Source organism: Azospirillum mesophilum (genome assembly GCF_053470405.2).
Genome location: NZ_JBPXMQ020000005.1, coordinates 74,981 through 96,884, shown reverse-complemented (window position 1 = coordinate 96,884; position 21,904 = coordinate 74,981). Strand labels below are relative to the sequence as shown.

The window sequence follows — 21,904 nt, the reverse complement described above, 5'->3', positions numbered from 1 at the left end:
GGTTCCGCCCCGCGCTCAATGCTGGAGCGCGGGGCGGTCCAGCCGCATCAGCTCCTTGTCCCATTCCAGATGGGCCATGACCCAGGACCGCAGGGTCGGGGTGAAGGCGCTGATCGCGTCGGGCTCCGAGCTGAAGCAGTAGATCGAGTCCATGCTGTGCAGCCAGCCCTGGTGATCCGCCAGGAAGGCCTTCTTCCTCTCGCAAATCGATCCCCCGATCTGGGCGCAGTCTTCCGTGAAGTGATGGCGCATTTCGGACAGAAGTATGTCGAAGCTGCCCTTCACGGAAATCGCCGAGACCCCCGCCTTTATGTAGCGGACATGATCGTTGTACAGGCAGACCAGGGAATTGTGCTTGGCATCCGCGTGCGAACACCCGGTCTTCAAGTCGTCGCTCCACGCGATTCGTTCAAGAATGATCGCCATTGGGGGTTACCCTGTAAGAGCCGGACTCCGCGCAGCCTTACACAGGGCGAACAAGTTAAGCAACTCAACGATTCGTTATATTGACATTTTCTGATGAGAGGGTGCAGGGGGTTCCGTCCCTCACGCCGATGTCACCTGCACATCCACCGTCATGCCCAGGAAGTCCGCGGGCGCCCCGGTCCAGGAGCCGGCGAGGGGGACGGCCTGGGTCGGGTCGCGGGTGACGGCGACGCGGATCAGGCTCTTGCCGCCGATGATGCCGTTGGTCGGGTCGAACTCCACCCAGCCGGCGCCGGGCAGATAGATCTGCACCCAGGCGTGGGTGGCCCCGCCGCCGACCACGCCGCCCACCACGCCGCCGCCCTCCGCCCCGTCGCGCGCGGGCCCATCGCGCGTGGGGTCATAGAGGTAGCCCGACACGAATCGCGCCGCGAAGCCCAGGGAGCGCGCCGCTTCCATCATGAACAGGGCGAAGTCCCGGCAGGAACCGCTGCCCATCTCCAGCGTCTCGACCGGACTCTGCGTGCCTTCCAGGTCGCGGGCCTGGTAGGTGAAGCTTTCCTTGATGCTTTGGGTCATGGCGACCAGCATGTCCTGGGTGTCGGGCGGGCCGCCCTCCCCCAGCACCACGAAGCGCTTGGCCCAGTCGTCGATCTTGTGCTCGGGGTCCGGATAGTGCCGCTGCGTGGTCCGCGCGAGGTCCGGGATCTCCTCCGCCGAATAGCTGAAGGGGTAGGTGCGGGCGTAGTCCTCGATGGGGAATTCCGGCGCCTCCAGCGGGTAATGCTCGACCCGGATGTGGCTTTCGAATTTCAGCTCCGTGGCCGGCGCGTCGAAGCTCGCCACCGCGATGGAGTTGCCGAACACATCGTGCAGCCAGCGCACCTTGGCCGGCATCGGCTCGATGACCAGCGCCGTCTCCACAAGCCGCAGGTCGTGGCTGTCGCGCGGCCGGAACATCAGGCGATGATCGCCGAACGTCACCGGGTTGGCGTACCGGTAGGTGGTCGTGTGGCGGATGTCCAGCGTCTGCATCGGGCCGTTCCCCTCCATGGCGAGCACGCAACGGCGAGGTTTGTGAATGGTTCCGAATCGCAGTATGGTGCTCGGGCATTCGGGTGGCCCGCTCCGGGGAGGGAGGGGGACCACGCGCGCCGGCCCGATCGTTGCCGGGGCGAACCGTCAAAGAACACGACCATAAGGGGACCCCATGCCTTCGCGCCTCGAACAGCTCTGCATCGACAAGGGGCTGAAGATGACCGACCAGCGCCGTGTGATTTCCCGCGTGCTGTCGGAGGCGGACGACCACCCGGACGTGGAGGAGGTGCACCGCCGCGCGTCGGCCATCGACCCGCGCATCTCCATCGCCACGGTCTACCGGACCATGCGCCTGTTCGAGGACGCGAACGTCATCGACCGGCTGGACTTCGGCGACGGCCGCGCCCGCTATGAAGAGTCCGGGTCCGAGCACCACCATCACCTGATCGACCTCGAATCGGGCAAGGTGGTGGAGTTCACCAACGAAGATCTGGAGCGGCTGAAGGAAGTCATAGCACGCGAATTGGGCTATGAACTGCTCGGTCATAGGCTCGAACTTTATGGCGTTCCGCTGCGCCGCCATGCTCCCGCATCGGAGTGATTCCGGCATCCACCGGTGCATACCGCGAATCCTTCGGATCCCCCGGATATTACCCGGACGGTTCCATCATCCATTGCGGAGTGCATCGGGCGCGGCCCTGTGCATGGACGGCCCGCGGCCCTAGCTTGAGGATCGCAAGCGAATCATTGACGGGATCGGCCGCCGCCATGGACGACATCAACAAAGACCCCGTTCTCGCCCACCTCGACCGGCTGACCGAACTGGTCACCCGCCGCCTGGACAAGCTGGATGAGCGTCTGCGCGGGCTGGAACAGGACAACGGGGAGATCATCAACCTCCTGATCGCGGTGAAAGCCGGGCTGGAGGAATGCACCGGCGACCTGCTGATCGAAACCGAGGAGGTCGAGGCCGAGGACATCGTCCCCGGCCCGTCCCTTCACTGACAGCTCCAGCGGGCGAAATGTCTTGTGGGCGGGGGCGTTCCGCCGGATAAGGGCGCCATGCAGACCAGCGTCGACCTGCCCGCCCCCGCCCGCTCCGGAACGCCGGAGGGCTCCCCTCCTCTTGTCGGGATCGCCCCCGGCGTCGCCTTCTTCGACTTCGACGGCACGCTGATCCACGGCGACAGCCTGCTGATGTTCATCGGCGAGGTGATCGGGCACCGCCGGGCCAAGCTGGCCTTTGTGGACGCGCTGCGGTCGGGCCTGCATCGCCACGCGCGCGGGCGCGGCCCCGGCGTGGACCTGTTCGGCTCCATTAAGACCATCCTGCTGAAGCGGACGCTGCGCGGCGTGCCCGTGTCCGACGCGCTCGCCGCGGCGGAACGGCTGGCCGGGCGCATCCGCTGGCACGCCCCGCTGGTCGAAACGCTGAAGGCCCATCGGCGCGAAGGCCGGCGCGTGGTCGTCGCGACCGGCGCCCTGGAGATCTACATGCCGGCCCTGCTGTGCGGGCTGGAGATCGACGACCTGTTGGCCACCGGGCTGGAGGTGGTGGACGGCACCCTCACCGGGCGGCTGAGCACCGGCAACTGCGTGCGGCTGGACAAGGCGGAGCGGGTGCAGGCCTGGATCGCCGCCAACGGCCCCGTCGGCGAGACCTGGGGCTACGGCAACCGGCCGAGCGACCTGCCGATGCTCGCCCTGCTCGACCGCCCCACGGTGGTGAAAATCTGAGCGCCCAAAATCCGAGCCCCCAAAAACCGAGAATATCGCGCGGGGATTTACAACCCCATCCCCACCGCGTAAAACCGGCGTAGCGCACCACCACGCTCGGACATTATCGGGAGGGCGGAGCATGTTCTCCATCAAGGCCGACATCGCGCTGCCCCGCTCCGGCGGCCGGCGCGCCGTGATCGCCGACGACGACCCGGCCCAGCGCGCCACCCTGGCCCGCCACCTCGCCGAGCGCGGCTTCGCCGTGTCCGAGGCCGCCGACGGGTTCACGGCCCTGTCCATCATCGGGGAAGAGGCCCCGGCCATCGCCCTGCTGCACCGGCCGGATGAGGAGGACGGCGACCGCGCGGCGGCGCTGGCCTCCCTGCTCTACCCCCACACCCGCATCATCATGACCGTCAGCCAGCCGGACGTGATGCCGGAAAACAGCCCCTTCACCCTGCTGACCCGCCCCGTGGACCTGAGAGCGCTCGACCGCTGCCTGGACGCGCTGGGGTCATAGAGCGCCCAGCACCTCCACCGGCGCACCCACCGCCAAGCCCAAATCCCGGTCGGCGCGACCACGGTTGACGGCGATTTCCGCCAGCCCGTTGGAGTTCTCGTACCACAGCGCCCCGCCCGCCGGCGCGTCGGCGAAGGTCCGGCCCCGGCGCACCGTCGCGCCGCCCGCCCGGAGCGCCGCCCCGTCCGCCAGCGCCGCCGCGCGCATCCCCGTCATCGCGTTGCCGTAGACGTCCACATAGACGATGCGCGCCAGCTCGTCCGGCCAGTCGGGCCGCGCGATGGTGGCGGGCTCCACCGGCGCGCCGGGCACCGGCTTCCCCGTCGCGAGCTGCGCCGCCACCGGGGCGAACAGGTCCCGCCCGTGGAAGCTGGCCGACAGGCGCGCCGGTCGCCAGTCGATGGTCCAGGCCTTCACCGATGCCGCCCGCCGGCGCACCAGTTCGAACAGGCCGTTGTCGGGGCCGACGAAGATCCGCCCGCCTGCCTCCACCACCAGGGGCCGGCGGTCGGTGCCCACGCCGGGGTCGACCACGCAGACGAAGACGCTGCCCGCCGGGAATTCCTCCGCATAGGCCGCCAGCAGATAGGCGGACAGCTGCGGGTCGAACACGGGGGCGTCGGCGAACAGGTCGATCACCGGCACGCCGGGCGCCTCGCGCGCCAGCACGGCCTTGACCTGCCCGGTGTAGGGGCCGTTGAGCCCGAAATCGGTGAACAGCACGATCATGCCACCAATATAGCGCTGCCCTGGCCGGGCCTCCATTGAACGTCGCACCGGGCTGTCGCATTTCCTCACCGGCCCTGCGGGCCACCCTCTCCCCAGAGGGGAGAGGGCTAAAAGCGCCGAATGCGATTGCCCTGGAACGTCGAACCCGGTCCCGCCTCCACGCAGGGCATCCCGGCGGGGCCGCCGCGCGCTGCGCCGCCTGCGCACGCAGGTCACAGCCGACCCGGTTGCCGCTGAGGCGCAAAATCCCTAGAGTTCCGGTGCTTTTCCACCGGCGGAGCCCCGAACCATGTCCCTCCACCGCTGGCCCCGCCGCTGGAGCGGACTGACGCTGATCGCGCTGGCCCTGTTGCCGGTCAGCGCGACGCACACCGTCAAGCACTATCTCGACCACAACTCGGTCGATCTGCTCTGGTCGCTGCTCAGCGACGGGCTGGCCGCGTCGGTCATCGCGCTCGCCCTGCTGCGCGAACACCGCTCCGCCGACCGCGCGCGGGCCGAGGCCGCGTCGGCGGAGGCGCGCGCGGCGGAGGCGCACCGCCGCCTGACCGAGGCGATCGAGGTGGTGGACGAAGGCTTCGCCCTGTTCGACGCCGACGACCGGCTGGTTCAGTGCAACGCCCGCTATCGCGAGATCTGCGCGCCCTTCGGCCCGGTGGAGCCCGGCGTCCGCTTCGCGGACATGGTCCGCCGGGGTGCGGCGATGGGCGGCTTTCCCGACTGCGACCCGGCCGACCCCGAGGGCTGGATCGCCATGCGGCTCGACCGGCACCGCAACCCGCAGGGGCCGCTGGAGCAGCGCATGGGCGACGGGCGCTGGTTCAAGATTGACGAGCGGCGCACCAGCGACGGCGGCTACGTCGGCCTGCGCACCGACATCACCGAACTGAAGCGGCGCGAGCAGGAGCTGGCGCACAAGTCCGACCTGCTGGAAGCCACCTTCGCCGCCATGGCGCAGGGGCTGCTGGTGTGGAGCGCCGAGGGCCGCTTCCTGGCCTGCAACCAGCGGGTCCTCCAGCTTCTCGACCTGCCGGCGGAGGCGATGCGGCCGGACCTGACCCTCACCGGCCTGCTGCGCCGGTTTGCCGAGCGGGGGGAGTTCGGCCCCGGCGACCCCGACGCGCTGGCGTCACAACGGTTCGCCCTGCTGGACCCCGACGGCGGCAGCCGGCTCGAACGCACCCGCCCCGACGGCCGGGTGCTGGAGATCACCGCCGGCCGCATGCCCGACGGCTCGATCCTGCTGACCTACACCGACATCACCGACTTCCGCCGCGTGGAAACCGCCCTGCGCGACAGCGAGGACCGGTTCCGCAAGCTGTCCGACGCCGCCATGGACGGCATTCTGGTGCATGACATGGGCGTGATCGTGGACGCCAACCGGGCCGCCGCGGCAACGCTGGGCCTGCGCCCGGAGGATCTGGTTGGGCAGACCATCGCCTCCCTGATGGCGCCGGAGGACCGCGACTTCGCCTGGCAGCGCATGCGCAGCCGCGACGAATCCCCCTTCGAGGCGAGCTGCGTGCGCCGCGACGGCAGCCGCCTGATCGTCCAGGGGGAGACGCGCTACGTCCCCTATCGGGGGCGGACCATGGCGATGGTCTCGGTCCGCGACATCACCGAGCACCGCCGGACCGAGGCGCAGCTCCGCCTCGCCAAGGAGCAGGCGGAGCTGGCGAGCCGCGCCAAATCGGAGTTCCTGCGCACCATCAGCCACGAGATCCGCACGCCCATGAACGGCGTGCTGGGCATGCTGGGCCTGCTGCTGGACGGCCCCCTCGGCGAGGAGCAGCGCGCCTACGCCCGCACCGCGCGCGAATCGGCGGAAGCGCTGCTGTCCATGCTGAACGACATCCTGGACATCTCCCGGATGGAGGCCGGCAAGCTGACGCTGGAGACCGCCCGTTTCGCCCTGGCCGAGCTGGTGGAAAGCGTGGTGGAGTTGCAGGCCGCCCGCGCCTTCGCCAAGGGCATCGAACTGGCGGTCTGCATCCCGGCCGGGCTACCGGGCACGCTGCGCGGCGACTCGGGCCGGCTGCGGCAGGTGCTGCTGAACCTGATCGGCAACGCGGTGAAGTTCACCGACCGGGGCGGCGTCGCGGTCACCGTGTCGCGCGCCGACGACGACGGGTCCCTGCGCTTCGAGGTGGCCGACACCGGCATCGGCATCCCGCCCGACGCCCAGGGCGACCTGTTCACGGAATTCGTGCAGATCCACCCGCGCCTGTCGCGCCGCCACGACGGGGTGGGGCTGGGGCTGGCGATCTCCAAGCGGCTGGTCGAGATGATGGGCGGCCGCATCGGCTTCGACAGCGCCCCCGGCCAGGGCAGCACCTTCTGGTTCACCCTGCCCCTGGAACCCGACCCGGCCTCCCTCCCCACGGGCGACGAGCGCGCGCTGGCCGGCCGCACCGTGCTGCTGCACGAGCCCAACGCCACGACGCGCCGCGCACTGGCGGAGCAGCTCCGCTCCTGGGGTGCGGAGGTGGTGGAGGCGGGTGCCCCCTCCCTCCCTCCCCCGCCGTTGGCGGTGGAGGGCAAAACGGCGGCAGTCCCCTCCACCGCCGCAGGCGGGGGAGGGTTAGGGAGGGGGCAAGCGCCCGCACCTGCGCCCGCACCCGACCTCGCCCTCACCACCACCCCCGACGGCACCGCCCTCCCCGCGCGGCGCACCGTCCGCCTCACCCTCCCGCAGCAGGCACCGGAGGTGATCCCCGGCGTCGACGCGACCGTGACCAAGCCGGCGCGGCCGGCCCGCCTGCTGGCCGCGCTCATCGGCACGACGGCCCCCGAAGCCGCTCCCGCTGCCGAGCCCGCCCCGCTTCCCAAGGGCGCCGGCCAGCGCATCCTGCTGGTGGAGGACAGCCCGACCAACCAGATGGTGGCCACCCACCTGTTGCGCGGGGCCGGCTATCGCGTGGACATCGCCGGCAACGGACTGGAGGCGGTGGAGGCGGCCAAGGCCATCCCCTACGACCTGATCCTGATGGACCTCGCCATGCCGGAGATGGACGGGCTGACGGCGACCCGGACCTTGCGCGGTCTGCCGCCGCCGGCCGGGGCCATCCCGATCGTCGCCATGACCGCCGACGCCATGGACAGCGACCGCGAGCGCTGCCTGGAGGCCGGCATGAACGACCACGTCGCCAAGCCCATCGACCGCGCGCATCTGCTGCGCACCATCGCCCGCTGGCTGCCCGCTCTCTCGACGCAGCCGGCCGACGAGTCGCTGGACGCAAGCGTGTTGGATGTGGGCGTTCTGGACCAGCTCGCCCGCGATCTGAATCCCGAGCTTCTGGCCGACGTGATCCGTGAATTCGTGGAGGAGACCCTGGCGCGGGCGGAGCGGATCGCGCGGAGCGGCGCCGACCTCGGCACGCTGGCGCGGGAGGCGCACACCTTGAAGAGCACCGCCGGCACCTTCGGCGCCGTCTGCCTGTCGGCCGCCGCCCGTGCGCTGGAGACGGCGTGCCGGAACAACGCGGTCGGCGAGGTGGCGTCGCTTCAGCGCGACATACCCCGCCTCACCCGCGAGGCCGTGGAGGCCTATCGAAGCCGCGGTTACGTCACTCCATCACGCTGATGTTGACGGCGGCGTCCTTGCCGTTGTTGCCGCGCGCCACCTCGAACTCGACGCGCTGGCCTTCCGACAGGCCGTGCAGGCCCGACTTCTGGACGGCGGTGATGTGGACGAAGACGTCCTTGGCGCCGGCCTCCGGCGCGATGAACCCATACCCCTTGGTGGTGTTGAACCATTTCACGGTGCCGGTGGCCATAGGCGGACTCTCCCTACGTCTTGGTCTGTGTCCGTCGCCGGTCCGGGGCGGTTGGGCGACGGGCGGTGGTCGAATGCGAAGCGCCGGTCAAGCGGAACCAAGATGACGCGAGGGGAGGCTAGCCGCAGAAACCCCACAGCGGCAAGGCAGCTTCAGGGCATATGCCCAAAGCCGCCAGAACCGTCATTCGGAAATAAGCCGATGGCGGCGGGTATCGGCGGGGCAAGACTTTCGATGGTCTTGGAAGCGCCCTTTTTAGAACGCCAGTATACGAAGAATTTGTTTCAGAGCTTGCCTTCGGCCTGCCAGGCCAGGCGCTTGCGGTAGATGGTCGACGCGCTGATCTCCAGCAGGGCGGCGGCGCGGGGGATGTTGCCGTCGCAGGCGGCGATGGCCTCCTCGATGGCGTCGCGCTCCGTCTCCCACAGGGGCTTCACGGCCTTGGGCGAGGGCGGCTGCGGCGCCGTCACCGGATGGGCGTGCCCGTTGCCGTGGGAGGCCCCGGCCGGCCCCGGCGGCGCGCCGAGCGGCGGCGGCAGCATGGCCGGCGTCACCGTGTCGCCGTCGTGCAGGACGACGATGTTGCGCACCACGTTCTGCACCTGCCGCACGTTGCCCGGCCAGTGGTAGGTGCGCAGCGCGTGCTCCGCCTCCGGGGAGAAGCGGACGAAGCTCTTGCCCTCCTCCCGCGCGTAGTCGGCCAGCAGGTGGCGGGCGATTTCCAGCACGTCGTCCTCGCGCTCGCGCAGCGCCGGCAGGTGCAGCGGGATGACGTGCAGGCGGTAGTAGAGGTCTTCGCGGAAGCGCCCTTCCTCCACCTCGCGCAGCGGGTCGCGGTTGGTGGCGCAGACGATGCGCAGGTCCACCTTCTCCAGCTTGCTGCCGCCGACGGGGGTGTAGGTCCCGGTCTGGATGAAGCGCAGCAGCTTGGTTTGCAGGTCGGGCGCCAGCTCGCAGATTTCGTCCAGGAACAGCGTGCCGCCGCCGGCCCGCGCCGCGGCCCCTTCCCGGTCGGCCACCGCCCCGGTGAAGGAGCCCTTCACATGGCCGAAGATCTCGCTTTCCATCAGGTCCTTGGGGATGGCCCCGCAGTTGATGGCGACGAAGGGCTTTTCGGCGCGCGGGCTCTGCCGGTGGATGGCCTCGGCGCAGACCTCCTTGCCGGTGCCCGACTCGCCGGTGATGAACACCGTCGCGCGGGAGGAGGCGGCGCTGTCGATGATCCGGTAGACCGCCTGCATCGCCAGCGAGGAGCCGATGAAGCCGTGATAGCGGCTGCGCCCCAGGTCCTTTTCGAAGGTGTCGACGATCTGGGCCAGCCGCAGGCGTTCCGACGCGTTGCGCACGGTGATGGTCAGGCGGTCGGCCGTGAAGGGCTTCACCAGGAAATCGTAGGCGCCCTGCCGCATCGCCTCCACCGCCACGCCGACCGAGCCGTGCGCGGTGATGATGATGACCGCGCAGGGCAGCGCCTGCGCGTTGATGCGCTTCAGCACATCCATCCCATGCATGTCCGGAAGCTGAAGGTCCAGCAGCACGATGCGCGGCGCCCCATCGGCCAGCTGTTCCAGCGCCGCGGCCCCGGTTTCCACCGTGACGACCGGGTTGCAGCACTCCTTCTTCAGGTACTCCGCGTAGACGCGGGCCAGAGACGGCGTGTCTTCGACGAGCAGGACGGGCGTGGTGCGCGAGGCCATGGTCCGGATGGTTCGGGTGAAGACGGCGGCGGCGGTCGATCCGGAAACCGACGGGAAGCGGTGGATAGCACCGAATCCTTAAAATGCACTCTACGCGATGGTGCGCCGGTCGCGAAAGACCCGCAATGGCTGCGCGCAACGAAATATCACGGGCACCGGTTTCACACCCTCGCCACGGGGAGGCATTTCACACAAGAAAGCTGTGTGGCGCGTTGACGGATGCTTGTACCGCGCCGCATGATGGAATATCTCAATTCTACAAAATCCATCGCAAAGAACAGCGGGGACCCCGTGGCCGAATCATCCGTGCTGTCCGGCAAGCGCATCCTGCTCGTCATCGCGGGCGGCATCGCGGCCTACAAGTGTCTGGAGCTGATCCGCCGCCTGAAGGAGCGCGGCGCGACGGTGCGCGCCGTGCTGACCAGGGCGGGGGCGCAGTTCGTCACGCCCCTGTCGGTCCAGGCGCTGACGGAGGACACCGTCTACCAGGATCTCTGGTCCCTGACCGACGAGTCGGAGATGGGGCACATCCAGCTGTCCCGCGACGCCGACCTGCTGGTGGTCGCCCCGGCGACGGCCAACCTGCTGGCCCGCATGGCCGCGGGCATGGCCGACGATCTGGCCGCCACGGTCCTGCTGGCGACCGACAAGCCGGTGCTGGTGGCCCCGGCCATGAACGTGCGGATGTGGGAGCATCCGGCGACCCAGGCCAACATGGCCCTTCTGGAAAAGCGCGGCGTGCGCCGCGTCGGCCCCAACAAGGGGGAAATGGCCTGCGGCGAATACGGCGCCGGCCGCATGGCGGAGCCCATGGAGATCCTCCAGGCCATCGCAACCTATTTCGAGGAACGCGACGCGCCCAAGCCCCTGAAGGGCAAGCGCGCCCTGGTCACCAGCGGCCCGACCTACGAGCCCATCGACCCGGTGCGCTACATCGCCAACCGCTCCTCCGGCAAGCAGGGCCACGCGATCGCGGAGGCTCTGGCGCGGCTGGGCGCCGACGTGACGCTGGTCACCGGCCCGACCCGCCTGCCCGACCCGCCGGGCTGCACCGTCCACCCCATCGAGACCGCGCGGGAGATGCTGGCCGCCTGCGAGGCCGCCCTGCCCGTGGACATCGCCGTCTGCGCCGCCGCCGTGGCGGACTGGCGCGTGGCCGGCGAATCGGACCGCAAGCTGAAGAAGGACGGCGGCGGCCCGCCCGCCCTGGCGCTGACCGAGAACCCGGACATCCTCGCCTCCCTCTCGCAGACCAAGTCCCGTCGCCCGGCGCTGGTCGTCGGCTTCGCGGCGGAGACCGGCAACGTCGTGGAATACGCGACGGCCAAGCGCATCCGCAAGGGCTGCGACTGGATCGTCGCCAACGACGTGTCGCTGGGCACCACGACCTTCGGCGGCACCGACAACACGGTCCACCTGATCCGCGACGGCGGCGTGGAGGACTGGCCCACCATGGGCAAGGACGCCGTGGCCGCCCGCCTCGCCGAGGCCATCGCCCAGCATTTCACCCAGCATTTTCAGGAGAAAGCCCCGTGACTGTTTCCGTCCCCGTCGTCCGCCTTCCCCACGCCGAGGGGCTGGCGCTTCCGGCCTACGCGACGGAACACGCGGCCGGGCTCGACCTCGTCGCGGCGGTGGCGGCCCCGGTGGTGCTGGAGCCGGGCCGGCGCGCCCTGGTCCCCACGGGCATCGCCATGGCCCTGCCCGATGGGTTCGAGGCGCAGGTGCGCCCCCGCTCCGGCCTTGCCCTGAAGAACGGGATCACGGTGCTGAACAGCCCCGGCACCATCGACGCGGACTATCGCGGCGAGGTCGGCGTCATCCTGATCAACCACGGCGACCAGCCCTTCACCGTCGAGCGCGGCCAGCGCATCGCGCAGTTGGTCGTCGCCCGCTACGAGCGCGTCGCCTGGAGCGAGGCGTCCACCCTTCCCGACAGCGCCCGCGGTGCCGGCGGATTCGGCTCCACCGGCCAGCACAGCCACAACACACCGAGTTTGGAGTCGAAATGATGCTCCGCATCTCCAAGAAGCTGATGTTCGCGATCGAGGCGGTGCTGGACATCGCCTACAACGCGGGCACCGAGCCCGTGCAGTCCGGCGAGATCACCCGCCGCCAGGGCATCCCCAAGCGCTATCTGGAGCAGGTGCTCCAACAACTGGTGCGCGACGGCATCCTGGCCGGCGTGCGCGGGCCGCGCGGCGGCTACCGACTGGCGCGGGAGCGCCGGCGCATCACGCTGGGCGAGATCGTGAAGGTGGTCCGCTCCATGGAGACGGCGGCCGACCCCATCGAAGAGCCGGCGGGCTCCATCCTCGGCCACAAGGTGGTCCGGCCGCTGTGGGGCGAGCTTCAGGAGGAATGCATGAAGAAGCTCGATGACATCACCATCGAGGATCTCTGCCTGCGCGCCCGCACCGCTGGGGTGGAAAGCGAAACGGAAGACCGCATCGACTTTACCATTTAAACCCACACGGAAAGCGGATAAATTTCGACCATGCTGTAAAAGTGGTCGATAACCACACACCGGAGGAGTGAAAAGATGCCGGCTTCCGAGTTTCGCGGTAAAATCTACGACAGCATTCTCGACACCGTCGGCGCCACGCCGCTGGTGCGCGTCAAGCGGCTGGCCGACGAGGCCGGCGTGAAGGCCCAGATCGTCGGCAAGCTGGAGTTCTTCAACCCGCTGGCCAGCGTGAAGGACCGCATCGGCTTCGCCATGATCGAGGCGGCGGAGCGCGCCGGCACCATCGAGCCGGGCCGCACCACGCTGGTCGAGCCGACGTCGGGCAACACCGGCATCGCGCTGGCCTTCGTCGCGGCGGCCAAGGGCTACAAGCTGATCCTGACCATGCCGGAAAGCATGTCGGTCGAGCGCCGCAAGATGCTGAAGCTGCTGGGCGCCGAACTGGTGCTGACCCCGGCGGCCGAGGGCATGAAGGGCGCCATCCGCCGGGCCGACGAGATCGTCGCGACCGACAAAAACGCCTACATGCTCCAGCAGTTCAAGAACCCGGCGAACCCGGAGATCCACCGCAACACCACGGCGGAGGAGATCTGGAAGGACACCGACGGCAAGGCCGACATCCTGATTTCCGGCGTCGGCACGGGCGGCACGCTGACCGGCGTGTCGGAGGTGCTGAAGGCCCGCAAGCCCGGCTTCCGCGCCGTCGCCGTGGAGCCGGAGGACAGCCCCGTCCTGTCCGGCGGCATGCCCGGCCCGCACAAGATCCAGGGCATCGGCGCCGGCTTCGTGCCGGACGTCCTGCAGAAGGACCTGATCGACGAGGTCGTCCGCATCTCCAACCAGCGCGCCTTCGAGACCGCCCGCAAGGTGGCCCGTCTGGACGGCATCCCGGTCGGCATCTCCTCCGGCGCCGCGCTCGCCGCCGCGCTGGAAGTCGGCGCCCGTCCGGAGAACGAAGGCAAGCTGATCGTCGTCATCCTCCCCTCCTTCGCGGAGCGCTACCTCTCCACCGCCCTGTTCGAAGGCCTGGAGTAACCGTACGACCGATCCCCGGAACGCCGCCCGAAAGGACCGGCGTTCCGGGGGCGGCCTTGTTCTTGATTGGTTCGCGAAAGTTACGGTACTCTACTTCCACCACCGGCCGAGATGCGCCCTATCTCGCCCGCCTCCGGCTCTCAGCGAATGCCATGGAAGGGTGAGGGCTATAGGCGTTAACTTTGGCCGCTGTACTACCGCACCGGGCTGCTACCATCTTTCCACCGTCATCCCCGCGAAGGCGGGGATCCAGGAAACTTCGCGTCTCAGTGCTTGATCGGTCTGGATCCCCGCCTTCGCGGGGATGACGGGATGGGTGGGTGGTTGCCCGTAGCCGACCACACCGAACGGTTAAACTTAGCGCCTACAGCCCTCACTGCTCCCGCGCCTTCGGTGCATTTCTCCCCCTCTCCCATCGGAGATGGGCGAGGGGGAGAAACGCACAACGGCCGCACACAAACGGCTTCCACCAACCCATTGTCAGCAAACGAAAAAGCGCCAATCCAGCCCGTTGTGCAGAGGACAGCCGCTGCACAATCCGCCCAACGATGCACAATCCAGGATCCGCGCCCGCAACCGGGCGGCGAATATTGCGCACAGCCGCATCCTGTTGTAGAGTGAAACCGTCGGCCGGTTTGACAGATAGATTGGATTTTAGTAATCTGTGAAGCCGACATAGGCCCGACGTTGGGGGCCGACGTTGGAACATCGCCGGGTGCCGCCGTCCGGGTGGACGCGCACGGCGCCTGTTGATCAGGAGTGACCACCATGGGCGTCGCGATTCCGAATGCCTCGACGATGAACTGGTTCCAGTTCCGCGGCATCACGAACGAATTGGGACCCGGCGGCGCGTCGACGGACTACCGGCAGTTCACGGTGTCGAAGACGGGTGAGTTCAACTTCAAGATCAACGACATCAACACCAACATCAAGATCGTCGACCAGAACAACAAGGTCGTCGCGGAAGCGAAGGCGAAGAACGATTCCGCGTCGGCCAGCGCGAAGCTCGGCCCCGGCACCTACACGGCGGTGATCTCCCAGGCGACCCGCGGCGTCAACTTCCGCGAATACACGCTGGAGGTCAGCGAAAAGCAGAACGTCATGATGGTGGCGTCCGGCGGCTCCATGAAGGGGACCGCCCGCGCCGTCGTCGGCAAGGATCCCGGCGTGCAGAAGCACACGCTGAACGTCGTCCAGGGGGGCGAGTTCGTCGCCAACATGACCCTGCCCTACTCGCGCTGGGCCATCATGGGCAAGGACGGCAAGGTCATGGCGTCCGGCGACACCATGAAGCCGGAAACCATGGGCCAGGACATGATGAAGAAGTCCAGCTTCAAGCTGGAGCCCGGCCAGTATGACCTCGTGATCGTGCCGCCGAAGAACGTCGAAGGCGAAGTTCCCTATCAGATGAACTTCATCGCCAAGACCGCCAGCGCTCCGGAGCAGACCGAAGAACGCCCCTTCGACAAGATCATGCGCGAACGCGAGGATCGCCTGCGCCAGTGGGCGGCGGAGGACGCGGCCAAAGGCTCGAAGACCAACGCCTCCTCCACCAGCAGCCCCTACAAGATGCACGTGATCGCCTGACCGGCGGCCCCGTTGTGGGCTTGCGCTGAGGGCTTGTGCTGAGGGCTTGCGCGGGACGGGGCGTTCCGCGCTATTCTGCCGCCCATGGACTTCACGGAAACCCAGCTCCACCGCTACTCCCGTCACATCATCCTGCCGGAGGTCGGTGGCATCGGACAGGCGGCGCTGCTGCGCGCCCGCGTCCTCGTGGTCGGAGCGGGGGGCCTCGGCGCGCCGCTTCTGCTCTATCTCGCCGCGGCCGGAGTCGGCACCATCGGCGTCGTCGACGACGACACGGTGGACCTGTCGAACCTCCAGCGCCAGGTGATCCACGACGAAACCACGCTCGGCCAGCCGAAGGTGGAGAGTGCGGCGGCCCGCATCCGCGCGCTGAACCCCGACGTGGTGGTGGAGACGCACAAGACCCGCCTGACCCGGGACAACGCGCTGGACCTGATCGGCCGCTACGACATCGTGGCCGACGGGTCGGACAATTTCGCCACGCGGTTCCTGCTGAACGACGCCTGCTATTTCGCGAAGAAGACTCTGGTGTCGGCGGCGATCCTGCGCTTCGACGGGCAGCTCGCCACCTACAAGGCGCATCTGGGCGACCCCCACCCCTGCTACCGCTGCATCTTCCGGGAGCCGCCGCCGCGCGGGCTGGTGCCGTCCTGTTCGGAAGGCGGCGTGCTGGGGGCGCTGGGCGGCTTCGTCGGCTCGCTCCAGGCGACCGAGGTACTGAAGGAGATCCTGGGCATCGGGGAAAGCCTGTCCGGCAGCCTGCTGATGATGGACACGCTCTACGCCTCCTACCAGCGCATCGCGGTCAAGCGCGACCCCGAATGCCCGCTGTGCGGCACCCACCCGACCATCCACGACCTCTCCGCACACTAAAGCGGATTTCGATCCGCTTTGGACCGCGACGGCGGGCCCGGACGCTCATGCGTCCGAAGCCCGGCCGGCAAGTGAGGCCATATGAAATCTAAAGCGAACGGCAGTTCGCTTTAAGCGGCGACCGGAAGGAGGCGTCCCGATGCAGGGACCGGAAAACCTGTCCATCGTCCTGCACGCGGGCGGCTTCGACCGGGTGCATTACGCCCTGGTGATGGCCAGCGCGGCGGCGGCGACGAACCGCAAGGTCACCCTGTTCTTCACCGGCCGCGCGCTCCGCACCCTGCTGGCGGAGAGCGAGCCGGGCGTCCCCGGCTGGCACGGGCTGGACCCCGCCGACGACGGCCGCCCCCCGGCCGAGCGCGACGGTTGGTTCGCCGACAACGGCCTCGCCGGCTTCGAAGAGCTGCTGAGCGCCTGCGTGATGCTGAACGTGACCTTCATGGCCTGCGAGATGGCGGTGAAGGCGCTGGGCCTGCCCACGGGCACCGCGCTGCGCGCCGACGTGCCGGTGAAGACCGGCGGCGTCGTCACCTTCCTGAACGACGCGCCCAAGACCGGCGCCATCCTGTTCGTATGAGCGAATTGATATGAGCGATCCGGCGAACGACACGGCGCTCGTCATCGAGTACGCCAACCGATTCGAGGCCATCGCCGCCGACGGCTTCGAGGGCAATCCTTACGAGGACGACCTGTCCGCGCTGGCCCGCCACGTGAAAGCCCACGCCGCGCCCGACCTCGCCCCCAAGGTCGCCCACGCGCTGGGCATCATGATCGGCTTCATCGAGGATGGGGACCCGGCGAACCGATTTGCCCCGAAGGTGGCGATCCTGCGCGAGGCGGTCACACGGTTGGAATCGTAGGTTGGGTTGAGCTTGCGAAACCCAACAGCCCCTCCGACGGGAGCGTTGGGTTTCGGCCGCGCCTCAACCCAACCTACGGGCTCCTCAAACCGCCTTCGTGTCCAGCGCGTAGCCCGCCGAGCGCACGGTGCGGATCAGGTCCAGTTCCGTGTCATCGTTCATGGCCTTGCGCAGGCGGCGGATGTGGACGTCCACCGTGCGCGGCTCGACATACACGTCGTGCCCCCAGACGATGTCCAGGAGCTGCTCGCGGGAGAAGACCCGCCCCGGATGCTGCATGAAGTGGCGCAGCAGGCGGAACTCGGTCGGCCCCAGATGCACGTCGCGGCCATTGCGCCGCACGCGGTGCGCGGCGAGGTCCATGGTCACGTCGGCGAACTGCAGCACCTCCTCCGTCATGCTGGGGGAGGCGCGGCGCAGCACGGCGCGCATGCGGGCGACCAGCTCGGTCGGGGAGAAGGGCTTGGTGATGTAGTCGTCGGCGCCGGAGTTCAGGCCGCGCACCCGGTCGGCCTCTTCCCCACGGGCGGTCAGCATGATGATGGGGATGTCCCGCATCTTGGCGTTGCGCCGCATCTGCCGGCAGACCTCCAGCCCCGACATCAGCGGCAGCATCCAGTCGAGAAGCACGATGTTCGGCGTCTGCTCCCCGGCCAGAAGCAGGGCTTCCTCGCCGTCGCTGGCGGCGTTGACCCGGAAGCCTTCCTTTTCCAGGTTGTACTTCAGCAACGTCACGATGTCGGCTTCGTCCTCCACGATGAGGACGAGCGGCTTCAGCGCCGAATTCATGCTTTCTCCGCTCCGGTTGGCCCCGCCCCTGCTTCGCACATCGCCGTCACGCGGCATGGCCCGCTCCATCGTTATCCCGGCCAGCCGCCGGCGGCAACGCCGGTTCGTCCTCCGGCTTCACCACTTCGAAGCTGCTGGTGTCGCCCTTCGGCCGCTCCTCGCGCAGCGGCGCCCCGACGACCAGGAAGTGGATGGTCTCCGCGACGTTGGTCGCGTGGTCGCCGATCCGCTCCAGGTTCTTCGCCATGAACAGCAGGTGCGTGCAGGGCGTGATGTTGCGCGGGTCCTCCATCATGTAGGTCAGGACCTCGCGGAACAGGCTGGTGTAGAGGTCGTCCAGCTCCTCGTCCCGCTCCCAGGCGGAGACGGCCTTGGCGACGTCGCGCTCGATGTAGGCGTCGAGCACGTCCTTCATGATCGCCTCGACCAGCAGCCCCATGCGCGGAATCGCCGCCGCCGGGCGCACCGGCGGCACCTGGGCCAGCGCCAGCGAGCGCTTGGCGATGTTGGAGGCGTAGTCGCCGATCCGCTCCAGGTCGGCGGAGATCTTCAGCGCCGACACGATCTCCCGCAGGTCCTGCGCCAGCGGCTGGCGGAGCGCCAGCAGCCGGATCGCCTCCGCGTCGATCTCGCGCTCGTACTGGTCGATGCGCTGGTCGGTCTGCATGACCTGGGCGGCCAGCGCCACGTCGCGGCGGGCCACCGCCTTGACGGCGGCGTCCACCTGCGCCTCCGCCACGCCGCCCATCTGCGTGATCAGGTTGGCCAGCCGTTGCAGCTCCTGCGAGAAGGAGCGAACAATGTGATCGGAACTCATGCTCCGCCCCCTCACTGGAAGGTCGCCCATCGCCGGCTCAGCCGTACCGGCCGGTGATGTAGCCCTGGGTGCGCTCGTCGCGCGGGTTGGTGAAGATTTCCTCGGTGTCGTCGCACTCGACCATGTCGCCCAGGTGGAAGAAGGCGGTCTTCTGGGAGACGCGGGCCGCCTGCTGCATGTTGTGGGTGACGATGACGATCGTGTAGTTCTCGCGCAGCTCGTCGATCAGCTCCTCGATGTGGGCCGTCGCGATGGGGTCGAGCGCCGAGCAGGGCTCGTCCATCAGGATCACTTCCGGGCTGACCGCGATGGCGCGGGCGATGCACAGGCGCTGCTGCTGGCCGCCGGACAGGCCGGTGCCCGGCTCGCGCAGGCGGTCCTTCACCTCGTTCCACAGGCCGGCGCGCTCCAGCGAGGTCTGGACGATCTCGTCGAACTCGTCGCGGTGGGTGGCGATGCCGTGGATGCGCGGGCCGTAGGCGATGTTGTCGTAGATCGACTTCGGGAAAGGGTTCGGCTTCTGGAACACCATGCCGACGCGGGCGCGCAGCTGCACGGCGTCGATGTTCCGGCCGTAGACATCCTCCCCATCGAGCGCGATCAGGCCTTCGACCCGGCAGTTCTCGATGGTGTCGTTCATCCGGTTCAGGCAGCGCAGGAAGGTGGACTTGCCGCAGCCCGACGGCCCGATCAGGGCCATCACCTTGTTTTCCTGGATGTCCAGGTTGATGCCCTTCAGCGCCTGCTTGGCCCCGTAGAAGACCTTCACGTCGCGGGCGACCATCTTTATGTCGGCGGCGGGCCGTGGCGCTGCGGAGGCGGTCGGGGTCGGGGTCTGCGTCTGGAAGCTGGTCTGGTAGGTCATGGTGGATTACCAACGCCTCTCGAATTTCTTGCGCAGGAAGACGGCCAGGCCGTTCATCAGGATGAGGAAGGCGAGCAGGATCATGATCGCCGCCGAGGTGCGCTCCGTGAAGGCGCGCTCGGGGCTGTCCGCCCACATGTAGATCTGCACCGGCAGGGCCGTGGCGCTGTCCGTCAGGCCGTGCGGGATGTCGACGATGAAGGCGACCATGCCGATCATCAGCAGCGGCGCCGTCTCGCCCAGCGCGCGGGCCATGCCGATGATGGTGCCGGTCAGGATGCCCGGCAGGGCCAGCGGCAGCACATGGTCGGTCACCGTCTGCAACGGCGAGGCGCCGATGCCCAGCGCCGCTTCGCGGATCGACGGCGGCACCGCCTTCAGCGCGACGCGGGACGCGATGATGATGACCGGCAGGGTCATCAGCGCCATCACCAGACCGCCGACCAGCGGGGCGGAGCGCGGCATGCCGAAGAAGCCCAGGAACACCGCCAGACCCAGCAGGCCGAAGATGATCGACGGCACCGCGGCGAGGTTGTTGATGTTCACCTCGATCAGGTCGGTCCAGCGGTTCTTGGGCGCGAACTCCTCAAGATAGACCGCGGCGGCGACGCCGATGGGAACCGACAGCAGCATGGTCACGATCAGCGTCAGGAAGGAACCGACGATGGCGCCCCAGATGCCGGCCTGTTCGGGCTCGCGGCTGTCGCCGGCGGTGAACAGGGTGCTGTTGAAGGTGCTCTTGATCGCCCCGCCGGCGGCCAGCTTGTCCAGCGCGCCGACCTTCACGTCGTTCAGGCGGCGTTCGGCCTCCGGCACGTCGCGGCGGATGAAGCCCTTCATGAACTGGTCGACCTCGTCGTCGGCCAGCACCCAGACCGTCTGCGTCGTGCCGACCAGCGCCGGGTTCTCGCGGACCATCTTTTCCAGCTGGTAGGGCGCGCCCGACGACAGCAGCTCGTTCAGCGAACGGCGGCTGGCGCGGTCCTTGGCCTCCGGCACCTGGGCGTAGAGCGCCTGGCGCAGGATCGCCGCGTAGTTGCCCTCGTCCACCTGGGCCTTGTCCAGCGTGACCTCCAGCCGGAGCTGCGTCTGCCAGAAGGCCGTGTAGCCCTTGCTGATGATCGAGCCCAGCAGCACCACCAGCATCATCGAGGCGAGCGCCACGGCGGCCATCCCGGCCATCCGGAAGCGCCGTTCGGCGGCGTAGCGGCGGCGCAGGCGCGCCGTGAATTCCTCGCTCTGGTAGCGAGACTTGGAGACGGCGACCGACATGTCCCGCATATCCTGTTGCACGAGATCAGTCATATTTCTCTCGATACTTCTGGACCACCCGCAGGGCGACCATGTTGAGGGTGAGCGTCACGACGAACAGCACCAGCCCGAGGCCGAAGGCCGACAGCGTCTTGGGGCTGTCGAACTCCTGGTCGCCGACCAGCAGCGTGGCGATCTGGGTCGTCACGGTGGTCACGGAGTCCAGCGGGTTGGCGGTCAGGTTCGCGGTGAGGCCGGCGGCCATGGTGACGATCATCGTCTCGCCGATGGCGCGGCTGACCGCCAGCATGATCGCGGCCACGATGCCGGGCAGCGCCGCCGGCAGCACGACCAGCCGGATCGTCTCCGACTTGGTGGCGCCCAGCCCGTAGGAGCCGTCGCGCAAGGATTGCGGCACCGCGTTGATCACGTCGTCCGACAGCGAGCTGACGAAGGGGATGATCATCACGCCCATGACGATGCCCGCCGACAGCGCCGATTCGGAGCTGACGTCGAGACCAAGCCCCTGCCCCACCGTGCGCACGAAGGGCGCCATGGTCAGGGCCGCGAAGAAGCCGTAGACGACGGTCGGGATGCCGGCCAGCACCTCCAGGATCGGCTTCAGCCAGGTGCGCAGGCGCGGGTTGGCGTATTCCGACATGAAGATGGCCGCCATCAGACCGACCGGGACGGCCACCGCCATGGCGATGCCCGTGATCAGCAGGGTGCCGGCGAACAGCGGGATCGCGCCGAAGGAGCCGCTGGACCCCACCTGATCGGCGCGCATGGCCATCTGCGGGCTCCAGTGCGCGCCGAACAGGAACTCCAGCGGGGACACCACCGCGAAGAAGCGCATGGCTTCGAACAGCAGCGACAGCACGATGCCGATGGTCGTCAGGATGGCGACCAGGGAACTGATAACCAGCGCGATGTTGACCGCGCGTTCCACCCGGTTGCGGGCGCGCAGGTCCGGCGACACCCGCTGGCGGGCGTAGAGCAGCCCGGCGATGGCGAGGCAGGACCCGATGGCCAGCAGGCTCCAGTCGCCGAGAGCGCGCAGGCGGACGTAGCGTTGGGCCGCGTCCACCACCGCCGGGTCGGACTCGCGCCCGGTGGACACGCCGTGCGCCAGATTGAGGATGTCGGCGCGCAGAAGGCTCAGCGCCTGCTCGTCCACCTTCGTCAGGCGTTCGGGCAGGCCGGCCAGGACCATCTGCATGACCATCCAGCCTTCCGACGCCCCCCAGATCGCGAACAGCAGCAAGGCCGGCAGGCCGGCCCAGAGCGCCACGTAGAAACCATGGTAGGACGGCACCGAATGAAGCTCGACGATGCGGCCGCCGACCGAGGCGGTGGCGCGCGACCGGCCCATCTGGAAGCCGATGACGGTGAGCAGGGCCAGAACGATGAGCAGTACCGTGAGCTGCATGCGAAACCGCCGTTTCAGGGCTGTTG

23 protein-coding genes are annotated in these 21,904 nt (G+C 68.6%); 13 read left to right on the top strand and 10 right to left on the bottom strand.

The annotated features are described in order from the left end of the window. Positions 1 to 15: 15 nt before the first annotated feature. Positions 16 to 426, bottom strand: coding sequence for a hemerythrin domain-containing protein (locus tag ACSVC7_RS07585; protein ID WP_448203661.1), 411 nt, complete (start codon positions 424 to 426; stop codon positions 16 to 18). Positions 427 to 546: 120 nt separating this feature from the next. Then, positions 547 to 1,461 carry a transglutaminase family protein gene (locus tag ACSVC7_RS07580; protein ID WP_448203662.1) on the bottom strand — a complete coding sequence of 305 codons (915 nt, stop codon included), beginning with the start codon at positions 1,459 to 1,461 and terminating at the stop codon, positions 547 to 549. A 175-nt stretch (positions 1,462 to 1,636) separates the two neighbouring features. Between ACSVC7_RS07580 and ACSVC7_RS07575 the strand changes: the two genes are divergently transcribed. From ACSVC7_RS07575 to ACSVC7_RS07560, 4 genes are all read left to right on the top strand, one after another. Next, positions 1,637 to 2,065 carry a Fur family transcriptional regulator gene (locus tag ACSVC7_RS07575; RefSeq protein ID WP_448203663.1) on the top strand — a complete coding sequence of 143 codons (429 nt, stop codon included), beginning with the start codon at positions 1,637 to 1,639 and terminating at the stop codon, positions 2,063 to 2,065. A gap of 167 nt (positions 2,066 to 2,232) precedes the next feature. Next, on the top strand, positions 2,233 to 2,469 hold the full coding sequence (locus tag ACSVC7_RS07570; RefSeq protein ID WP_448203664.1) for a hypothetical protein: 237 nt from the start codon (positions 2,233 to 2,235) through the stop codon (positions 2,467 to 2,469). Positions 2,470 to 2,526: 57 nt separating this feature from the next. Then, entirely contained in the window at positions 2,527 to 3,201 is a 675-nt protein-coding gene (locus ACSVC7_RS07565; protein ID WP_448203665.1) for an HAD family hydrolase, read from the top strand. Positions 3,202 to 3,322: 121 nt separating this feature from the next. After that, positions 3,323 to 3,703 (top strand): response regulator, encoded by a 381-nt coding sequence (locus ACSVC7_RS07560; protein WP_448203666.1) that lies wholly within the window; start codon positions 3,323 to 3,325, stop codon positions 3,701 to 3,703. Here ACSVC7_RS07560 and ACSVC7_RS07555 read toward each other — a convergent pair. Continuing rightward, positions 3,698 to 4,432, bottom strand: coding sequence for an SAM hydrolase/SAM-dependent halogenase family protein (locus tag ACSVC7_RS07555; protein WP_448203667.1), 735 nt, complete (start codon positions 4,430 to 4,432; stop codon positions 3,698 to 3,700). The two genes, ACSVC7_RS07560 and ACSVC7_RS07555, sit on opposite strands and share 6 nt — an antisense overlap. Before the next feature lie 289 nt (positions 4,433 to 4,721). On the opposite strand from ACSVC7_RS07555, the gene ACSVC7_RS07550 reads away from it, so the two are divergent. Further along, on the top strand, positions 4,722 to 8,015 hold the full coding sequence (locus tag ACSVC7_RS07550; protein ID WP_448203668.1) for a PAS-domain containing protein: 3,294 nt from the start codon (positions 4,722 to 4,724) through the stop codon (positions 8,013 to 8,015). Here the strand turns inward: ACSVC7_RS07550 and ACSVC7_RS07545 are convergent. Both ACSVC7_RS07545 and ACSVC7_RS07540 read right to left on the bottom strand, forming a co-directional pair. Continuing rightward, positions 7,999 to 8,208 (bottom strand): cold-shock protein, encoded by a 210-nt coding sequence (locus ACSVC7_RS07545; RefSeq protein WP_448203669.1) that lies wholly within the window; start codon positions 8,206 to 8,208, stop codon positions 7,999 to 8,001. The genes ACSVC7_RS07550 and ACSVC7_RS07545 overlap by 17 nt on opposite strands. 284 nt (positions 8,209 to 8,492) lie before the next feature. Continuing rightward, on the bottom strand, positions 8,493 to 9,905 hold the full coding sequence (locus ACSVC7_RS07540; protein ID WP_448203670.1) for a sigma-54-dependent transcriptional regulator: 1,413 nt from the start codon (positions 9,903 to 9,905) through the stop codon (positions 8,493 to 8,495). A 291-nt stretch (positions 9,906 to 10,196) separates the two neighbouring features. Here ACSVC7_RS07540 and coaBC point away from each other — a divergent pair, with 291 nt between their 5' ends. From coaBC to ACSVC7_RS07500, 8 genes are all read left to right on the top strand, one after another. Further along, positions 10,197 to 11,441 carry a bifunctional phosphopantothenoylcysteine decarboxylase/phosphopantothenate--cysteine ligase CoaBC gene (gene coaBC, locus ACSVC7_RS07535; protein ID WP_448203671.1) on the top strand — a complete coding sequence of 415 codons (1,245 nt, stop codon included), beginning with the start codon at positions 10,197 to 10,199 and terminating at the stop codon, positions 11,439 to 11,441. Further along, complete coding sequence (gene dut / locus ACSVC7_RS07530; RefSeq protein WP_448203672.1) at positions 11,438 to 11,917, top strand: dUTP diphosphatase; 480 nt, start codon at positions 11,438 to 11,440, stop codon at positions 11,915 to 11,917. Before coaBC ends, dut begins: the two co-directional genes overlap by 4 nt. Continuing rightward, positions 11,917 to 12,372: an RrF2 family transcriptional regulator gene (locus ACSVC7_RS07525; RefSeq protein ID WP_448203748.1), complete on the top strand. Its 456-nt coding sequence runs from the start codon at positions 11,917 to 11,919 to the stop codon at positions 12,370 to 12,372. Before dut ends, ACSVC7_RS07525 begins: the two co-directional genes overlap by 1 nt. Before the next feature lie 75 nt (positions 12,373 to 12,447). After that, positions 12,448 to 13,407, top strand: a complete 960-nt coding sequence (gene cysK / locus ACSVC7_RS07520; protein WP_448203673.1) for a cysteine synthase A — start codon at positions 12,448 to 12,450, stop codon at positions 13,405 to 13,407. A 768-nt stretch (positions 13,408 to 14,175) separates the two neighbouring features. Continuing rightward, the gene (locus tag ACSVC7_RS07515) at positions 14,176 to 14,994 is read left to right on the top strand and encodes a hypothetical protein (RefSeq protein ID WP_448203674.1); all 819 of its coding nucleotides are present in this window, start codon (positions 14,176 to 14,178) and stop codon (positions 14,992 to 14,994) included. 84 nt (positions 14,995 to 15,078) lie between these two features. Beyond that, positions 15,079 to 15,867, top strand: a complete 789-nt coding sequence (locus ACSVC7_RS07510; protein ID WP_448203675.1) for a HesA/MoeB/ThiF family protein — start codon at positions 15,079 to 15,081, stop codon at positions 15,865 to 15,867. 139 nt (positions 15,868 to 16,006) lie between these two features. Then, complete coding sequence (locus tag ACSVC7_RS07505) at positions 16,007 to 16,444, top strand: DsrE family protein (protein WP_448203676.1); 438 nt, start codon at positions 16,007 to 16,009, stop codon at positions 16,442 to 16,444. 10 nt (positions 16,445 to 16,454) lie between these two features. Next, entirely contained in the window at positions 16,455 to 16,727 is a 273-nt protein-coding gene (locus tag ACSVC7_RS07500; protein WP_448203677.1) for a hypothetical protein, read from the top strand. 84 nt (positions 16,728 to 16,811) lie between these two features. Here the strand turns inward: ACSVC7_RS07500 and phoB are convergent, their stop codons facing one another. The 5 genes from phoB to pstC all read right to left on the bottom strand — a co-directional run bounded on the left by phoB (position 16,812) and on the right by pstC (position 21,878). Further along, complete coding sequence (phoB, locus tag ACSVC7_RS07495) at positions 16,812 to 17,516, bottom strand: phosphate regulon transcriptional regulator PhoB (RefSeq protein ID WP_448203678.1); 705 nt, start codon at positions 17,514 to 17,516, stop codon at positions 16,812 to 16,814. Between the two features lie 46 nt (positions 17,517 to 17,562). After that, positions 17,563 to 18,333 carry a phosphate signaling complex protein PhoU gene (gene phoU, locus ACSVC7_RS07490; protein WP_448203679.1) on the bottom strand — a complete coding sequence of 257 codons (771 nt, stop codon included), beginning with the start codon at positions 18,331 to 18,333 and terminating at the stop codon, positions 17,563 to 17,565. Positions 18,334 to 18,370: 37 nt separating this feature from the next. After that, complete coding sequence (gene pstB / locus ACSVC7_RS07485) at positions 18,371 to 19,117, bottom strand: phosphate ABC transporter ATP-binding protein PstB (RefSeq protein WP_448203749.1); 747 nt, start codon at positions 19,115 to 19,117, stop codon at positions 18,371 to 18,373. A gap of 87 nt (positions 19,118 to 19,204) precedes the next feature. Next, complete coding sequence (gene pstA / locus ACSVC7_RS07480; RefSeq protein WP_448203680.1) at positions 19,205 to 20,470, bottom strand: phosphate ABC transporter permease PstA; 1,266 nt, start codon at positions 20,468 to 20,470, stop codon at positions 19,205 to 19,207. Positions 20,471 to 20,495: 25 nt separating this feature from the next. Continuing rightward, positions 20,496 to 21,878 carry a phosphate ABC transporter permease subunit PstC gene (pstC, locus tag ACSVC7_RS07475; RefSeq protein ID WP_448203681.1) on the bottom strand — a complete coding sequence of 461 codons (1,383 nt, stop codon included), beginning with the start codon at positions 21,876 to 21,878 and terminating at the stop codon, positions 20,496 to 20,498. Positions 21,879 to 21,904 lie beyond the last annotated feature (26 nt).

What these genes read in the sequence shown, in the direction of transcription:
- ACSVC7_RS07585 (WP_448203661.1), bottom strand. Translation starts at nt 426, where the DNA reads ATGGCGATCATTCTTGAACGAATCGCGTGGAGCGACGACTTGAAGACC.
- ACSVC7_RS07580 (WP_448203662.1), bottom strand. Translation starts at nt 1,461, where the DNA reads ATGCAGACGCTGGACATCCGCCACACGACCACCTACCGGTACGCCAAC.
- ACSVC7_RS07575 (WP_448203663.1), top strand. Translation starts at nt 1,637, where the DNA reads ATGCCTTCGCGCCTCGAACAGCTCTGCATCGACAAGGGGCTGAAGATG.
- ACSVC7_RS07570 (WP_448203664.1), top strand. Translation starts at nt 2,233, where the DNA reads ATGGACGACATCAACAAAGACCCCGTTCTCGCCCACCTCGACCGGCTG.
- ACSVC7_RS07565 (WP_448203665.1), top strand. Translation starts at nt 2,527, where the DNA reads ATGCAGACCAGCGTCGACCTGCCCGCCCCCGCCCGCTCCGGAACGCCG.
- ACSVC7_RS07560 (WP_448203666.1), top strand. Translation starts at nt 3,323, where the DNA reads ATGTTCTCCATCAAGGCCGACATCGCGCTGCCCCGCTCCGGCGGCCGG.
- ACSVC7_RS07555 (WP_448203667.1), bottom strand. Translation starts at nt 4,432, where the DNA reads ATGATCGTGCTGTTCACCGATTTCGGGCTCAACGGCCCCTACACCGGG.
- ACSVC7_RS07550 (WP_448203668.1), top strand. Translation starts at nt 4,722, where the DNA reads ATGTCCCTCCACCGCTGGCCCCGCCGCTGGAGCGGACTGACGCTGATC.
- ACSVC7_RS07545 (WP_448203669.1), bottom strand. Translation starts at nt 8,208, where the DNA reads ATGGCCACCGGCACCGTGAAATGGTTCAACACCACCAAGGGGTATGGG.
- ACSVC7_RS07540 (WP_448203670.1), bottom strand. Translation starts at nt 9,905, where the DNA reads ATGGCCTCGCGCACCACGCCCGTCCTGCTCGTCGAAGACACGCCGTCT.
- ACSVC7_RS07525 (WP_448203748.1), top strand. Translation starts at nt 11,917, where the DNA reads ATGCTCCGCATCTCCAAGAAGCTGATGTTCGCGATCGAGGCGGTGCTG.
- cysK (WP_448203673.1), top strand. Translation starts at nt 12,448, where the DNA reads ATGCCGGCTTCCGAGTTTCGCGGTAAAATCTACGACAGCATTCTCGAC.
- ACSVC7_RS07515 (WP_448203674.1), top strand. Translation starts at nt 14,176, where the DNA reads ATGGGCGTCGCGATTCCGAATGCCTCGACGATGAACTGGTTCCAGTTC.
- ACSVC7_RS07510 (WP_448203675.1), top strand. Translation starts at nt 15,079, where the DNA reads ATGGACTTCACGGAAACCCAGCTCCACCGCTACTCCCGTCACATCATC.
- ACSVC7_RS07505 (WP_448203676.1), top strand. Translation starts at nt 16,007, where the DNA reads ATGCAGGGACCGGAAAACCTGTCCATCGTCCTGCACGCGGGCGGCTTC.
- ACSVC7_RS07500 (WP_448203677.1), top strand. Translation starts at nt 16,455, where the DNA reads ATGAGCGATCCGGCGAACGACACGGCGCTCGTCATCGAGTACGCCAAC.
- phoB (WP_448203678.1), bottom strand. Translation starts at nt 17,516, where the DNA reads ATGAATTCGGCGCTGAAGCCGCTCGTCCTCATCGTGGAGGACGAAGCC.
- phoU (WP_448203679.1), bottom strand. Translation starts at nt 18,333, where the DNA reads ATGAGTTCCGATCACATTGTTCGCTCCTTCTCGCAGGAGCTGCAACGG.
- pstB (WP_448203749.1), bottom strand. Translation starts at nt 19,117, where the DNA reads ATGGTCGCCCGCGACGTGAAGGTCTTCTACGGGGCCAAGCAGGCGCTG.
- pstA (WP_448203680.1), bottom strand. Translation starts at nt 20,470, where the DNA reads ATGTCGGTCGCCGTCTCCAAGTCTCGCTACCAGAGCGAGGAATTCACG.
- pstC (WP_448203681.1), bottom strand. Translation starts at nt 21,878, where the DNA reads ATGCAGCTCACGGTACTGCTCATCGTTCTGGCCCTGCTCACCGTCATC.